This window comes from Glycomyces tenuis DSM 44171 (assembly GCF_000427885.1).
GTDB classification, from domain to species: domain Bacteria; phylum Actinomycetota; class Actinomycetes; order Mycobacteriales; family Micromonosporaceae; genus Glycomyces; species Glycomyces tenuis.
This window is the reverse complement of record NZ_ATYW01000017.1, coordinates 1-13,357: the sequence shown is the minus strand read 5'-3', so window position 1 is coordinate 13,357 and position 13,357 is coordinate 1. Positions and strand designations below refer to the sequence as shown.

26 protein-coding genes and 1 tRNA gene are annotated in these 13,357 nt (G+C 68.0%); 5 read left to right on the top strand and 22 right to left on the bottom strand.

What is annotated here, in order from left to right; translation table 11 throughout:
* Positions 1-6: 6 nt before the first annotated feature.
* The 21 genes from YWW_RS0117935 to YWW_RS36060 all read right to left on the bottom strand — a co-directional run bounded on the left by YWW_RS0117935 (position 7) and on the right by YWW_RS36060 (position 8,354).
* Positions 7-378 (bottom strand): hypothetical protein, encoded by a 372-nt coding sequence (locus YWW_RS0117935; protein ID WP_026931184.1) that lies wholly within the window; start codon positions 376-378, stop codon positions 7-9.
* Positions 369-839 carry an HNH endonuclease signature motif containing protein gene (locus YWW_RS38285; protein WP_026931183.1) on the bottom strand — a complete coding sequence of 157 codons (471 nt, stop codon included), beginning with the start codon at positions 837-839 and terminating at the stop codon, positions 369-371. Before YWW_RS38285 ends, YWW_RS0117935 begins: the two co-directional genes overlap by 10 nt.
* Entirely contained in the window at positions 823-1,137 is a 315-nt protein-coding gene (locus tag YWW_RS36500; RefSeq protein ID WP_026931182.1) for a hypothetical protein, read from the bottom strand. Before YWW_RS36500 ends, YWW_RS38285 begins: the two co-directional genes overlap by 17 nt.
* Positions 1,134-1,544: a hypothetical protein gene (locus tag YWW_RS0117920; RefSeq protein WP_026931181.1), complete on the bottom strand. Its 411-nt coding sequence runs from the start codon at positions 1,542-1,544 to the stop codon at positions 1,134-1,136. The genes YWW_RS36500 and YWW_RS0117920 overlap by 4 nt, the downstream gene beginning before the upstream one ends.
* The gene (locus tag YWW_RS0117915; protein WP_026931180.1) at positions 1,541-1,906 is read right to left on the bottom strand and encodes a hypothetical protein; all 366 of its coding nucleotides are present in this window, start codon (positions 1,904-1,906) and stop codon (positions 1,541-1,543) included. Before YWW_RS0117915 ends, YWW_RS0117920 begins: the two co-directional genes overlap by 4 nt.
* Positions 1,903-2,076 (bottom strand): hypothetical protein, encoded by a 174-nt coding sequence (locus YWW_RS36075; protein WP_155830240.1) that lies wholly within the window; start codon positions 2,074-2,076, stop codon positions 1,903-1,905. Before YWW_RS36075 ends, YWW_RS0117915 begins: the two co-directional genes overlap by 4 nt.
* Positions 2,073-2,510, bottom strand: a complete 438-nt coding sequence (locus YWW_RS36495) for a WhiB family transcriptional regulator (protein WP_051325996.1) — start codon at positions 2,508-2,510, stop codon at positions 2,073-2,075. The genes YWW_RS36075 and YWW_RS36495 overlap by 4 nt, the downstream gene beginning before the upstream one ends.
* Positions 2,500-2,805 (bottom strand): hypothetical protein, encoded by a 306-nt coding sequence (locus YWW_RS36490; RefSeq protein ID WP_026931179.1) that lies wholly within the window; start codon positions 2,803-2,805, stop codon positions 2,500-2,502. Before YWW_RS36490 ends, YWW_RS36495 begins: the two co-directional genes overlap by 11 nt.
* Positions 2,802-3,659, bottom strand: a complete 858-nt coding sequence (locus YWW_RS31350; RefSeq protein WP_051325995.1) for a hypothetical protein — start codon at positions 3,657-3,659, stop codon at positions 2,802-2,804. The genes YWW_RS36490 and YWW_RS31350 overlap by 4 nt, the downstream gene beginning before the upstream one ends.
* Positions 3,656-4,522, bottom strand: a complete 867-nt coding sequence (locus tag YWW_RS31345) for a PD-(D/E)XK nuclease-like domain-containing protein (RefSeq protein ID WP_035696901.1) — start codon at positions 4,520-4,522, stop codon at positions 3,656-3,658. Before YWW_RS31345 ends, YWW_RS31350 begins: the two co-directional genes overlap by 4 nt.
* Positions 4,519-4,956: a hypothetical protein gene (locus YWW_RS0117885; RefSeq protein ID WP_026931178.1), complete on the bottom strand. Its 438-nt coding sequence runs from the start codon at positions 4,954-4,956 to the stop codon at positions 4,519-4,521. Before YWW_RS0117885 ends, YWW_RS31345 begins: the two co-directional genes overlap by 4 nt.
* Positions 4,957-4,958: 2 nt before the next feature.
* Positions 4,959-5,528, bottom strand: a complete 570-nt coding sequence (locus YWW_RS34250; RefSeq protein ID WP_051325994.1) for a hypothetical protein — start codon at positions 5,526-5,528, stop codon at positions 4,959-4,961.
* A 161-nt stretch (positions 5,529-5,689) separates the two neighbouring features.
* A complete protein-coding gene (locus tag YWW_RS0117875) occupies positions 5,690-5,947 on the bottom strand; it encodes a hypothetical protein (RefSeq protein WP_026931177.1) in 258 nt (85 codons plus the stop codon).
* Positions 5,944-6,084, bottom strand: coding sequence for a hypothetical protein (locus YWW_RS36070; RefSeq protein ID WP_155830239.1), 141 nt, complete (start codon positions 6,082-6,084; stop codon positions 5,944-5,946). The genes YWW_RS0117875 and YWW_RS36070 overlap by 4 nt, the downstream gene beginning before the upstream one ends.
* The gene (locus tag YWW_RS0117865; protein ID WP_026931176.1) at positions 6,084-6,266 is read right to left on the bottom strand and encodes a hypothetical protein; all 183 of its coding nucleotides are present in this window, start codon (positions 6,264-6,266) and stop codon (positions 6,084-6,086) included. Before YWW_RS0117865 ends, YWW_RS36070 begins: the two co-directional genes overlap by 1 nt.
* Entirely contained in the window at positions 6,263-6,568 is a 306-nt protein-coding gene (locus tag YWW_RS0117860; protein ID WP_155830238.1) for a hypothetical protein, read from the bottom strand. The genes YWW_RS0117865 and YWW_RS0117860 overlap by 4 nt, the downstream gene beginning before the upstream one ends.
* Positions 6,565-6,786 carry a hypothetical protein gene (locus tag YWW_RS0117855; RefSeq protein WP_026931174.1) on the bottom strand — a complete coding sequence of 74 codons (222 nt, stop codon included), beginning with the start codon at positions 6,784-6,786 and terminating at the stop codon, positions 6,565-6,567. Before YWW_RS0117855 ends, YWW_RS0117860 begins: the two co-directional genes overlap by 4 nt.
* Positions 6,783-7,010, bottom strand: coding sequence for a hypothetical protein (locus tag YWW_RS0117850; RefSeq protein WP_026931173.1), 228 nt, complete (start codon positions 7,008-7,010; stop codon positions 6,783-6,785). The genes YWW_RS0117855 and YWW_RS0117850 overlap by 4 nt, the downstream gene beginning before the upstream one ends.
* Positions 7,007-7,378 (bottom strand): hypothetical protein, encoded by a 372-nt coding sequence (locus YWW_RS0117845; protein ID WP_026931172.1) that lies wholly within the window; start codon positions 7,376-7,378, stop codon positions 7,007-7,009. Before YWW_RS0117845 ends, YWW_RS0117850 begins: the two co-directional genes overlap by 4 nt.
* A gap of 524 nt (positions 7,379-7,902) precedes the next feature.
* The gene (locus YWW_RS36065; RefSeq protein WP_026931171.1) at positions 7,903-8,112 is read right to left on the bottom strand and encodes a helix-turn-helix domain-containing protein; all 210 of its coding nucleotides are present in this window, start codon (positions 8,110-8,112) and stop codon (positions 7,903-7,905) included.
* The gene (locus YWW_RS36060) at positions 8,109-8,354 is read right to left on the bottom strand and encodes a helix-turn-helix domain-containing protein (RefSeq protein ID WP_155830237.1); all 246 of its coding nucleotides are present in this window, start codon (positions 8,352-8,354) and stop codon (positions 8,109-8,111) included. Before YWW_RS36060 ends, YWW_RS36065 begins: the two co-directional genes overlap by 4 nt.
* Positions 8,355-8,605: 251 nt before the next feature.
* Between YWW_RS36060 and YWW_RS0117830 the strand changes: the two genes are divergently transcribed.
* The 3 genes from YWW_RS0117830 (at position 8,606) to YWW_RS34245 (ending at position 11,127) form a co-directional block, all read left to right on the top strand.
* Positions 8,606-9,091, top strand: coding sequence for a helix-turn-helix domain-containing protein (locus YWW_RS0117830; RefSeq protein WP_026931169.1), 486 nt, complete (start codon positions 8,606-8,608; stop codon positions 9,089-9,091).
* 124 nt (positions 9,092-9,215) lie between these two features.
* Positions 9,216-9,524 (top strand): hypothetical protein, encoded by a 309-nt coding sequence (locus YWW_RS0117825; RefSeq protein WP_155830235.1) that lies wholly within the window; start codon positions 9,216-9,218, stop codon positions 9,522-9,524.
* A gap of 43 nt (positions 9,525-9,567) precedes the next feature.
* On the top strand, positions 9,568-11,127 hold the full coding sequence (locus YWW_RS34245; protein WP_026931167.1) for a tyrosine-type recombinase/integrase: 1,560 nt from the start codon (positions 9,568-9,570) through the stop codon (positions 11,125-11,127).
* A 43-nt stretch (positions 11,128-11,170) separates the two neighbouring features.
* Here YWW_RS34245 and YWW_RS0117815 read toward each other — a convergent pair.
* A tRNA-Lys gene (locus YWW_RS0117815) sits at positions 11,171-11,243 on the bottom strand.
* Positions 11,244-11,357: 114 nt separating this feature from the next.
* Between YWW_RS0117815 and obgE the strand changes: the two genes are divergently transcribed.
* The gene (gene obgE / locus YWW_RS0117810; RefSeq protein WP_026931166.1) at positions 11,358-12,821 is read left to right on the top strand and encodes a GTPase ObgE; all 1,464 of its coding nucleotides are present in this window, start codon (positions 11,358-11,360) and stop codon (positions 12,819-12,821) included.
* Positions 12,822-13,141: 320 nt separating this feature from the next.
* Positions 13,142-13,357 (top strand): hypothetical protein (locus YWW_RS36950; RefSeq protein WP_211228614.1); only part of this gene is annotated, 216 nt, incomplete at its 3' end.

Here is a 13,357-nt window from a genome sequence, read left to right as displayed (position 1 = left end):
ATCCTCTTAGGCATCGATGCCTCCCAGTTCGAACAGCGGCGTCATGCCGTCGGCCATCGCGAGCGCGCGGGTGTGGCTGGCGGTCTCGGCATGGTGGTCCTTGTCGTAGTGCAGGTGACAGCCCTGGCACATCGCCTTGAGGTTCTCGTCGCGGCAGTCCTCCGGCGTGTGGTTCAGGTGCGCGACCGTGAGCACGACCTTCGACCCGGTCCCGTAGGCGGGGTGGCCGTGCCGGTTCGGGCAGCGGCCGGTGTGCGTGCCCCTGCCGCATTCGCCGAGGCATTCGCAGTGCCCGGCGGCGCGGACGAACCGGATGCGGCGCGAGATCTCGGGCCAGTCCTTCGGGTAGCGGTCGCGGTTCTCCTTCTTTATGGGCATCGGGCGGCCCTCCGATTTCGTTCCCGGTCTGCGTGGCAGCGACGGCATTCGCGGCCGCCATGCTTGTTCACGTAGGTGTTCGCTGGGGTATAGGCATGGCCTGCCGGGCAGTGCGTCTTGGCAGCGTGGTGATGTGTGCTGTGGCTGACCTGGTCATGAATGTTTTCGGAAGCCGTTCCCCACGCGAGGTTCTCCGCGCGGCAATCGGCAGGCACGCCGTTGAGATGGCGGACCTGCATGCCGTGTGGCCGTGGGCCATGGAATGCCTCTGCAACGAGGGTGTGCACCCGGCGAGTGCGGCGCCGGCCGTCTACATCGGTGAGGACCACGAGGGGATATCCGCACGCGTCCTTGCCCGGTCGCAATGTCCGAGGCGACCGCCTGAGCAGGGAGCGCACCTCGCCTGTATCGGCCACGTCGTATCTGCCTTCATAGGCGAGAACGTCACGTCGGATCGGCATCACGGGCCTCCTCGGCTTGGGTTTTCCAGCCCTCCAGGTAGGCGACCCTGGACTGGAGACGGTGGTGCTCCTGGACGAGCCAGGCCAGGTCATCGGGGGCGTGAGCCGCGAGCTCGGCGTCCGCGCGGAACATGAACGACCCGATCGGCGGGTCATCGTCAGCAGCGCCGACTTGGTCGGTCACGTAGTGGGTGTCGGCGTCGTCGAAGCCGTGGATCACCGAACCGTTCTCGTAGATCCACGGGCCGGGTGTGGCGGCGGCCAGACGGGCGGCGATCGCCTCGATACGAGAGGTCATGCCGTCTCCCGCGGCTCGTAGGACTTGCAGGCGGGAAACCAGTCGCACAGGTCGCTGTCGAGGTCTTCCATCGCGGCCGGGTACGAGTGGCCCTTGACGGGGACGAGGTAGCGGGGCGCGGCGGTCACCCGGCCGTCCGCGTCGCGGGTGGCGCCGAGAACGCATTTCGGGGCGGCCGGGAACGGGCCCTCCCCTTGGCCGGGCTGGTGCTCGAAGAACCGGCAGCCGCCGCACGTCAACGTGGTGTCGGGGTGGAGGGCGAGGTGCCCGGCGGAGGCGACACCCGACAGGGGGTGCTGGCCGCGCCAGATCAGCGCCCGCTTGCGGTCCATCACCGAGGCGGGGCGGCGCACATACCAGGGCTCGGCGACGGGCGCGGTGTCGAACAGGGTCGGCTGGTCGCTCATGGGGTGCTCCCGGTGATGGTGGTGTAGTGGTCGTGGAGGTGGCGGACCTGCCGGACCGCGGCGGCCAAATGGCGCTGGCCGGGCTCGTCCTGGCTCTCCGCCAGGCAGGCGGCGAGCTGGGCACGGAGGTGGTCGCCGACCGAGTCGAGCTGGGTCTGGAGCTGGAGTGCACGCGCGTCGGCATCGGTGTAGGCACGGTGGTGGGCGTCGCGCTCACGGGTGACCCGGGTGATGCGGTCGCGGGCGCGCGCGAGATCCAACGCGAGGCCGGCGTTCTCGCCCTCGAGCTCGGTCACGCGGGCCGCGAGCGACGCGACCGTCGCCTCCATGTCCAGCTCCACACCGGTCCTGGGGATGCTCATGCCGCCTCCTTCTTCGCTGTCCGGCGGTGGCGGTACGACTCGCCGCGGTAGAACTCCCGGTCCTCCAACAGCCGCCGCTGCTCATCCCGGAGCGCCGCCACACGCACCAGCAGGGACTCGAACGACTCCGGTTCGAGCTCGTCGAGCAGGGCGTCACCGATCACGCTCATGCCGCGGCCTCCCGCTTCTTGGCCTGCTGGGCGTGCCAGTAGTCCCGGGTGCACTGTCGGCACCGGAGGCCGCCATCAGTGCGGCGGTGGGCGTTGACCTCGTCGAGCGGGTGGCCCTTGCGGCACAGCGGCGTCTCCTCCTCGGGGGTGTCGGGCAGGCCGGCTTTGCGGCGGCGGCGGATCTGGTCGCGCTGCTTCCCGGTCGTCCCGCCCCACATGCCCTGGATCCACGACCGGTCGATCGCGTACTCCCGGCACTTCTCGGCGACCGGGCAGGCCGCGCACCGCTTTATCAGGCGACCGGGAAGCCGCCCCTCCATGAAGTACGACTCGGTATCCGAGTCGCGGCACGAGGCGCGCTCTTGCCAGTCGAGCCCGGTGACGCCCTCGAGCTCGATGTAGAGCCCTTCGACCACGGCGAAGCTAGTCGGCATTGCTGGCCTCCTCGCTGCGGATGCGGGTGACGACCCGCTGGTGGAGACCGAGCAACCCGGCCAGGTCGTGCGCGGACATGCCCAGCCGGTGGGTGCCGTAGACGACCGCGAACCTGGTTTCGGCGCGGTGCAGCGGGAGCGTCTCGCCTTCGAGGCGGCGCCCGACCGCGACCAGGTCGACGATCTCCCCACCGAACAGAGTCGTGGTCGCAATCGGCCAGTCGCGGGCGATCGCGTCACGGGGACTTGGCGCCGCATCCCCGTCAGAGTGGCGCCCGTGCAAGAGCGTGATCATGACGCTGGCTCCGGCTCTGTCAGGGGCGCGGTGGGCTCGCCAGCGGCGGCGGTGAGTTCCTCGGCGGTGACCTTCTTCGCCGGGAACTCCTGCTCCACGGTCACCTCGCCGTTCTTGATCGACCCGTGGATGACCAGTAGCTCGCCCAGGTCTTTCTCGGTCCACTTCCCCGATTCGCGGCCCAGCTTGTCCTCGAGCTGGTCGACGGTGACGCCGAACTTCTCGAACGCGCCGACGGCGTCGGCGGCGCGCTGCTTCAGCGGCTTGCCTGATCCCTTCCCCGAGAGGGTGGCCTGGCACAGTTCCTCGGCCTCTTCGATGAACCAGTTCGGCAGGACCGAGAAGATCGCCTCACGCAGGCGGCGGGCGCCGTTGTTCGCGTTGTTCTCGTAGATGTCCCGCAGGTCGCCGAGGACTTTGACGCCCTGCTTCGTGTCGCGCTTGTGGGGGACGATGAACGTCGAGGCGACGCGGGTGTTGCGCTGGACGTCCCAGGCGTACGCCTGCATCTCGGACTCGGCGGCGGTGTCGTCGCGGCGCATCTCGTTGACGCCGTAGGCGGTGTTGCCCCAGATGCGGGCGAGTTCGCGGGCGAGGTGGATGGACAGGCCGGAGACGGTCTGGCCGGCGCGGGGGAACCGGAAGAACGCCTTCTTCGCCAGGCTCATCTGCCCGCATACCTCGCGCATCTCGGCGATCGCGGCGGTGATGTTGCGCGGGCACTGCTGGGCGACGACGATCGCGGCCTGGACTTCGGCGATCGCGCGGGACTGTTCGACGACGGTGGCCTGCCCGATCCGCGACGGTGCGAGCTGCGCCTGGAGGTCGGTGGTGGCGATGTCGGTGGTGTTCATGCGGTCAGGTACTCCTCGGATTCGGTGCGCTCGGCCCAGGCGGGGAGCGAGACGGTGGTGATGTCGGTCGGGTAGCCGGGCCAGGTGCCGGACTCGGCACAGGCGGCGAAGGTCTCCAGGGCGCGGCGGTTCTTCAGCTCGCCGAGGCGGAGCGTGTAGCCGTCGAGCTGGACGACGTGCACCAGGTGCGGCGAGGCTTTCTCCACGAAGACGAGGACGGCGGCGGGGTCGGGGTGGAGGCCGAGGGCGCGGACGCCGTCGAGGTAGAACGCGAGTTGCTGGTGGTAGCCGAAGTTCGCGATGGCTTTCTCGATCGAGGCGATGTCGGCGGCGGTCGTCGTCTTGACGTCGGCGACGATGAGCCGGCCGCCATCGGGGGCGGGTTTGATCCAGTCGAGGCGGGCCCGGCACCACACGCTGGTGGTTTCGTCGACCCAGAACAGGGACTGCTCGGGCAGACCGGTCCCCGCGGCGAGGAGCGGCCCGGCGACGGGGTGGCGGTTGATCGTCTGCACCATCGACAGGACGTCCTCGTACTCGTCTATGAGCAGCGGGACTTTCCCGTCGCCGTAGGCGGAGTCGCGCTTCTCTTTGGCGTCTTTGGTGCGGTAGGAGTCGGCGTCGATGATGACGATCTCGGGGCCGGTGCCGAGGACGAGGGCGTGCGCGGCGGTCCCGATGTCCCACACGGTTTTGTGGGTCCGGTGGGCCTGTTCCCAGTGGAACTTCGCGGGCGTGCCGGGCGGGAGGATCGCGCGCGCCCCGGTCGAGGACAGCGACCCGTCCGGGACCGGGTCGGCGTGGTAGACGTCCTCGGGGATGTCGTACACCCCCGGGGACGTCACCGTGAACTCGCCGCTCACCGGCCGGCCTCCAGGTACCCCGCGATGAGCGCGGCATAGTCGAGGTCGTCGGGGTCGGCGCCGCCCAGCAGCTCCTCATAGACGAGGTCGGCGATGGCGTGCCGGTCCCGGTGGTAGATGTCGAAGTCGCCTCCGTGGAGGTTGAGCGCGGCCCAGCCGTCAGCGAGCGCCCCGGCGGCTTTGTGGAGTGCGGTCTCGGCGGCGTCGGCGCGCTCGGCGGCGGCGCGGCGGGCCGCATCGGCGAAGGCTTCGCACTGCTCGGCGTGCTCCCGCTGCCGCTGCGTCCACTCCAGGTCCATCTCGAGCTGGGTGATCCGGTCGGCGTCGCGGCGGCCTTCGGCCTCGGCAATGCTCTTGTCGTCGGCGAGGTTCACGTCCATGGCCGCGATCGCGTCCAACTGCGCGTCGGACAGGTACTCGTAGTCGATCGTCATGGCTACTTGGCCTCCTCGGCGGCAGCGGCCGCGATCGCGGGCATGACCCGCTTGAACCAGGCCGTCGCCTCATAGCCGTTCCCGGCGAACTCCTCGAAACCTTCGTAGGCGTTGTGGATCTCGCCGGTGTACTCGTTGCGCCACTGCCACGGCACGCCTTGCGCGTCGATCCAGGCCCCGACCTGGATCATCAAGGCGGTGTGCAGCTCGGAGCAGCCCTCGCCGTTCGGGCCGGTGTAGCCGTAGGCGGTATCGAAGTCGATCCGGGCGAAGTGCCGCGGTGTGACGATGCGGGGCTCTTCGCCTTCGTCGACGTACTCGGGGTCCTCGTATTCGGGTTCGGGGTTGCGCCAGGCGCCGTTCTCGCCGTAGTGGATGAACGTCCAGGCGGGGAGCCCCTGTCCCGGCGTGGTGAGGTCGGAGTGCGTCCAGACCTCGCCGCCGGTTTCCCAGACCTGCTGATCGGGCGTCCGACCCTGGTCGTCGTGCTTCGCCAGCGCGGCCTTGACGACGTCGCGCAGTTCAGCGAGGTCGACCTCGCCTTGGATGTACATGTCGGTGGAGAGAGTCATCGGATTAGTCCTTTCGGGGGTGGTGGGTTCGTCGACGGGCTGCGGGGCCGGGGCGGGAGTGTGTCGTCGTCCGCCGCGGCGGCCTCTGCGGGTGCGTTTCGGTGTGCGCATCAGGTCTCCTCAGGTGGTGGCGGGGCCCGCGCCAGAGGGCCCCGCCGGAGTTACGTCTGTTGGTTGAGCTGGTCGTTCAGGGCGCGGACACGGCGACGCATCCGCCGGTCGGACTCCAGCTCGATCTCGATATCGGTCAGGTCGAGCAGCTCGGGGACGGTCATGCCGTAGATCTCGTAGCCGGTCTGGAACCGGTCACGAAGGAAGGCATCGATCGCCTTGTCCGCGCGGCGGCGGCGCTTGACCCACTGGGCCAGCCGCGACACACCGACAGCGGCGAGGATCAGGAGCGCAAGCAGGACCGTCATTCCTGTCCCTCCCTCGGCCAGTCGGTCCAGTCCGCGTCCGTGCCGCGACCCGACAGGGCCAGCGCGACAGCGGCGACGAACGAGGCGAACAGGACCAGGCCGGGCAGCGACCACACCAGGGACATGAACTGCTCCATCACCGCCACCTCCCGACCGGGATCGGGAGCGTGGACTCATCGACCAGCTCCCCCTCGATCACCCGGCCCGCACGGTGACGGCCCACCGGACGCCGAGCCGCCACCTCGGTCACCAGGACGCACACCCCCACAGCGAGCACCGCGGCCAGCGCCAGAGCGGCGACAAACATCGGACCGGTCATGACTGCCCCCCTTCGGGGTTGATGCCGTACTCGCGGTCACCAACGACCTCGGAGAAGAACTCCCCGAGCGCATCGGCCTGGTCGGTCTGGTGGGCCACCAGCGCCTCCGCCAGCGGCGCCTTCAGCGCCTCAGCGGACGACACCAGCCGATCGATCGCACCCACCGCGTGCGCCAACTCCGCATACGCCGCCGACGCGCCCTCACGGGTGCTGGTGTCCCGGCCCTGCCACGCCGTCGCGTGACGCGCCACCGACTCAGCGAGATCCATCAAGTCCTGACCGGACTGCACATAGCCGCTCATGACCACGACCCCCCGTCGATGTCCCCGCACGTCCCGCGCGGTGAGTCGTAGTGGTGGAGGATCAGATCCGGTATGGCCTCCCAGTAGGCGTGCAGCACCTCCAGGTAGTGCGCCTCGCAGACCCGCCGGCCGCCGACGTCGTGCATCGCACCCGCCTCGCAGTCCAGGGCGTCGACCCGGTCGACCTCGGCGCGCGGGCCCGGCTTGATGGCGGTCATCGGGCCACCGCCGTCCGGTGCTGCCACTGGGCGGTCGTCATCGGCGACCCGCCCACCTCGGCACCGAACTGCGCGAGCAGGTCGCGTACCGCCTGCGCCGCCCTGCCGTCGCCGTAGGCGCCGTCCTCCAGGTAGTACTGGACAACACCGGCGCTGTAGTGCGTGCCGAGCGCCGAGACGACGTGGACGGTCTCCTCGCGCTCGGTCTCCTGTACCTGGCTCACAGCGCACCGCCCTCGGCGCGGCACTCGGCGGCGGCGGTCTCGTAGGAGGCGTACGTCTGGTCGTGGACCTCCGACAGCGCCTGCATCTCCGCGACCACTACGTCAGCCGCGGCCTGGTCGAACGCAGCGACCGCGTCGAACATGTCCTGGACGAGGAGTCCGTACTGCTCGGATTCGGTGTTGAGCTGGTCGGCCAGGTCGAGCGCCTCGGCGCACGCGGCGGGCGGGGCGGCCTCCGTGTAGTACAGGTGCACCCCGAAACCACCGATCACGACCGCGACCGGCATCGCCAAGACCGGCGCCAGCCAGTCCCACACCGACCGGCGCGGCTTGCGCGGCTTCGGCTCGGGCGCAGAGGCGACCGGCATCACCGACGTCGACGCCCAGAACGGCGGCGGCACCGGAGCCGGCGACGCTGGGTGCTGCCCAGGCGGATACGTCGCGTGAGTCACGAGCGGAGGCGACTGCCACCCTCGGCCTGTAGACTGTTCGCTGTTCATCAGGACTTCCTTTCGAGACTTTGGTCCTGGAGAACCGCCTCGGCCGCTGATCCCGGCCGGGGCTTTTCTCATCTGTCGTGGGACGCCGGGCCTTGAACCCGGTGACGGCCAGCCGTGGCTTTCCGTCGCCCCGCTCCCGCCTCCTGGTGCAGCCCCCGTGGATGACGGAGACGAGAGCTATTCAGTTGGTCCGCCGCCTCCCGGCGGTGGTCTTAGGTGGGGCCAGCCCCTACCCCTCAGAAGGGCCAGCCCCAGTGGGAGAGCGAGTAGCTCGATCCCGGTCCCGGCCGCGCCACCCCTCAGAAACGAGGCCGGGAGACTGTGGAGTTATCGAGGTCGCGGGCCCGGTGTCGGGTGCGTCGGTTTCGGGTGCGTCCCCGCGCCACCGGCGCTCATACGGCCCGCAATCGCGGCTGCTCGCCTCCGGCGACCGCCGGGCGGTATGAGCGAGCCTCGAACGCCTGGAGGTCTTCCTCGGGGATCACGTACTTGCAGCCGATGCGGAGATGGCCCAGCTCGTCGGTGTTGCAGAGCTTGCGGACCTCGTCGGTGGAGATGCGGAGTCGTTCGGCGACCTCGGCGGTGGTGAAGCGGACGTTCATGCCCTCACTCCTTGCCTGTAGAAGAGGACCTTGGGGTCCACGTCGAGCAGTTGCGGAAGGTCGAACACGAGATCCGCTGAGGGTGAGCTGCGGCCCGTGCGGAGGCGGTAGATGGTCGTGGGGGTGGTGCCGATGGCCTCGGCGCGCTTGACGTCGGTGTCCCATCCTTTTTCGCTGGTCATGCGGATAAAGATGTTGTCGTCGAGAAGAAGTCGACCTCTGTTCTTCCTTCCGGGATTCATGTAATGATCCTAGTTCTTCCTGAAGGAAGAATACAAGCGCGTAGGGGTCATACTTTCGGGTGGTCTAGTCGGACGTTCGGATGATCACTAAAGAATGATTAGTCGATAACATTGCATGCATGCAATCAGATATACGACACAAATCGTCGCACAGGAAGAACAGTCGTAACCGTCCCGACGCAGGTCACGACAGGAGCACCAGGCCCGGCGGCGGGAGCCCTGCCCCACCCGTGTCCGCTAGAGTCGTACACGTGCGTAATGAAAGTGGTGGTCAAACAACCGGGGAAGCCTTCGTCAGCTACCTCGAAGAACTCCGCGACCGCGCCGGCATCTGGTCCAACACCGAACTCGCCGAACGTGTTCGCGAGGTCGGCAGTCCCCGCTTCAACGCCTCGGTCATCTCCAAGTGGAAGACGGGTGCCACCGATCCCGGCATCGAGAGCCTCCGCGCCATCGCGAAGGTCCTCGGCGTGGACCCGATCCACCTGTTCCTCAAGGCAGGCCTTGTGGTCCGCGAAGACCTTGGACAACGCCATGTCGATCCGGTGTACGAAGACCTCGTGCAGCTCGACCACGACATCGAGGACCACGAACTGTCGCAGGTGCGTGATGAACTACAACGACTCCGGGCGCACATCAGCATCCTGGTCGCCACGACGCGCGGCACCGTCGAGCGGATCGTGGAAGAGTCCGGCAAGAAGATGAAGCCGGTCCGCCGCAGGCGGAAAGCGAGCTAGGCCATAAATTCATACGAACGGATGACCCCATAGTGCGCCCGTGCGTGCACGCACTGTGATTACATATCTGTACGACAGGTGCTGCTATGCCACACGACCCCGAAACGGAACCACCGTCATGGTCATGCGCGCCTGCCGTCTCATCGCTGTTACCACCAGCGTTGTCCTCGGCATCATCCTCGCCACCGCCGAATCTGTCGCCGCTGTGTACGACGGCACCATCGTCCCCGCGTTCCGCACCTGGCTGCTCGCCGGCGCCACCCTCGCCGTGATCGCTATCAGCACCCTCGCAGTCCTCGACCGGCTCCGCCGCATCGAGGACGAGCTGTCCCATCTCGCCACCCAACGCCGCGCCGAACGCGACTACCACGACGTCGAGAGCCGACTGCGCCCTAACGGCAACATCACCACCCTCTACCCCGAAGAGGAGTAACCACATGCCCCGAAAACCCCCAGACCGCATACCTCGCACTCGTATGTTCGAAGACCGCAAGGGACGCTGGCACGCCTTCGTCGACGCCGGCCGCAAACCCGACGGCTCCCCAGACAGGCGCCACCGTGAAGCCGCCACCGAAGAAGAACTCGCCCCCAAAGTCCTCGCCCTCGAAGACGAGATCGACGAGAACGGCGCACCGAAGGTCGGACGCTCCAAGAAGTTCTCGGCGTGGCTCGATGAATGGATCGGCACCTATGCGCCGCTTCAGGTCCGGCACACCACCCTGCGCTGCTACCAGTCGCAGATCCGCAACTACCTCGCCCCCAGGTTGGGGGAGTGGCGGCTGTCCGAACTCAACAAGCGGCACTTCGCGACGCTCTACCGCGACCTCCAGACTGAAGGGCTCGCCCCGGCATCGGTGCATCTCGTGCACCGAACCGCCTCCGTCGCGCTTAACCGAGCCATCGATTTCGAGGAGGTCGGCATCCGGGCGAACCCCGCCGCCGCGGCCAGGAACGCTCTGCCACCGATCCGCAGTGAGTCGGTCGTCCCGCTCGACGCCGACGAGGTCGCCCGCATCACCGAAGCGGTCGCCGAGGAACGCAACCATGCCCGCTGGTGGCTGGCGTTCATGGGCGCCCGCCAGGGCGAGGTGCTCGGTATGCGGTGGTCGGACATCGACTGGGACACCGGGATCCTTACTATCCGTCGGCAGCTGCAACGCCAGACCTACGAGCACGGGTGCGACGATCCGCATAAATGCGCGGAGGCGAACTGCACCACCGCCGAGGGCTGCGAGGCGACGTGCCGGGGCCGGAAGTGGGCGCACGGGTGCGACGACCCGGAGATGTGCGCCCTCCCGCATTGCCTCCGGCCGCTCTACCCCAGCGACGCTGCCCGCGGCGCCAAACGCAAATCGTGCCCGCCCCGCTGTACGGGCCACGGCCGGGCGTGTCCCGACCGGCAACGGTCGGCGTGCACCATCAAGTCCCACGCCATCGCCTGCCCACCCGACTGCACCGGTCATGCTCGTCACTGCCCGGAGAAGATCGGCGGTCTGGTCTTCACCGAGATCGAGGCCGCCACCGGCAGCGCCGAGGTGTCGGCCGGTCGCGTGGGCGGGCGCCGCAAGAGCAGGCGCGACCTGCGCCCCAAGTCCCAGGCGGGGAACCGCAGGCTCCCGCTGCCGCAGATCGTCCGCGACGAGCTCCGCATCCACCAGGCCAGGCAGGAGCTGGAGCAGGCCGAAGCCGGGTCGATGTGGGCCGGGCACGATCTGATCTTCACCACCCGGCTCGGGGCACCGATCGATCCCAGGCAGGACTGGGAGGACTGGGAGGAGATCCTCGACGCCGCCGGCGTGGAATACCTCCCCCTCCATGGAGCGAGGCATTCGGCGGCGACGTTCCTCGGCGGGCTCGGGGTGGACTCGGTGATCGCGATGGCGATGCTCGGATGGGCCTCCCCGGAGATGGCGAAACGCTACCAGCATGTGCCGGACACGCACCTGATCGCCGCCGCCGACCGGCTCGGGGAGGCCGCGTTCCGGCGTACTGCTACGGGCCGTGCTACGAGCGTCCATGAGCCCGGTTTCGAGTAAGCAAAAAGGCCGGTGCGTGACCGGCCCTACCTGCGGTTATATGTGCGCCGCCAGGGACTCGAACCCCGAACCCGCTGATTAAGAGTCAGCTGCTCTGCCAGTTGAGCTAGCGGCGCTTGATGATTGAGCTGCTGTGGGCCGTCCGGCCCGTGTCGCTCGCACGAGGAGAAACTTTAGCACGTCCTACGGGCTCCCGCTCCAGGGGGCCGACCGGTGGTTACGCTTGAGCGGTGACAAGTTTCGTTGACCGGGTGAACCTGCAGGTCATTGCCGGTAAAGGTGGAAACGGCTGTGTGTCGGTCCACCGTGAGAAGTTCAAGCCGCTGGGCGGCCCCGACGGTGGCAATGGCGGACACGGCGGTGATGTCGTGTTCGTCGTCGACCCGAACGTCCACACGCTGCTCGACTTCCACTTCCAAAGCCGCCTGCAGGCCGGCAACGGCAAGCACGGGAAGGGATCGAACCGAGACGGCGCCGCAGGCGAGACCCTGCGCGTCTCAGTGCCCAACGGCACAGTGGTGTACGCGAACGGCGAGCAACTCGCCGACCTCACCGGCGCCGGCACCGAGGTGACGGTCGCGAGCGGCGGCCGCGGCGGCCGCGGCAACGCCTCGCTCGTCAGCTCCAAACGGCGCGTCCCCGGCTTCGCCGAACTCGGCGAACCCGGCGGTGAGTTCGACATCACCCTCGAACTCAAGAGCGTCGCCGACGTCGGACTCGTCGGCTTCCCTTCGGCGGGCAAGTCCTCGCTCATCGCCGCGATGTCGGCCGCGCGCCCGAAGATCGCCGACTACCCGTTCACGACCCTGACCCCGAACCTCGGCGTCGTGTCCGCCGGAGAGACCACCTACACGATCGCCGACGTCCCCGGCCTGATCCCCGGAGCCGCCCAAGGCAAGGGCCTCGGGCTGGAGTTCCTCCGGCACATCGAGCGCTGCGCGGTACTGGCGCACGTCGTCGACTGCGCCAACCTCGAGACCGACCGCGATCCGGCATCCGACATCGACGCGCTCGAACACGAACTCGCCGAGTACGGCGGCCTGGCCGACCGGCCGCGCATCATCGCGCTCAACAAGATCGACATTCCCGACGGCCGCGAGCTCGCCGCGTTCGTCCGCCCCGACCTCGAGAAGTACGGCTGGCCGGTCTACGAGGTCAGCGCCGTCAGCCGTGAGGGACTGCGCGAACTGTCCTTCGCCTTCGCGCGAGCGGTGGAGGACTACCGAGCCGAGCAGCCGCCGATCGAGGCGACGCGAGTCGTCATCCGGCCGGCCGCCGTCGACGACTCCGGTTTCGAGGTCCACAAGCTGACGCCCGCCTACGAGGGCGATGTCGAATTCGCCGTCAGCGGGCAGAAACCCGAGCGGTGGGTCGGCCAGACGAACTTCGAGAACGAGGAGGCCGTGGGATACCTGGCCGACCGTTTGGCCAACCTCGGCATCGAGGAGGAGCTCGCGAAGCAGGGGGCCGTGCCGGGCTCGGTGGTCCGGATCGGCGAGAGCGAGTTCGAGTGGGAGCCGACCGACCCGACGGTCATCGCCACGGTCGGGCCGCGCGGCACGGACGCGAGGTTCGAGCGGAGCGACCGCAAGGGTGCGGACGAGCGGCTCGCCGAGCGCAAAGCACGACGGGCAGAGTTGCTCGAACGTGTCGCCAAGGAAGAGGAAGCCCGCGGCAAACGACGCCGCGGCTAGCCTCATCACCGGTATTGAACTGCGGAAACACGAGGTTTGCAAGGGTGTGGCGCCGAACACGCACCCCCCTTGTAAACCTCTGTTCCGGGTCGCGTAAATTAGTTCTTGCCCGCGGGGGAAACGGACAGGAAAGCCGAAAGGCCCTGGTCGAACCGCAAAGGGCAAAACTCCGAGCGAACAGGTCGGGGCCCACAGCGGCCGAAAATCGATCTGGTAAGTTTCTGGAGCCGCTCCGATCGGAGCTGGGACATCCAAGATGTTTTCAGGCTGATTGTGGCGTGTTGTTTGAGAACTCAACAGGGTGTTTGGATGGTCAGCGTGTGGGCTGGCTGTGGATCTTTCGGGGTTCATGGTTGGTACTGTTTTTGACTGTCTTTTCCTTGGGGCGTACTGGTTTGCTGAACTGGTGGGTCTCGGATGATCGGTCAGGGCATGCTTCGGCACATTGCTTCGCGCTGATGCTCGGTTTCGGGTGTTGGTGTGTTTGGTTTTGGTTGGAGAGTTTGATCCTGGCTCAGGACGAACGCTGGCGGCGT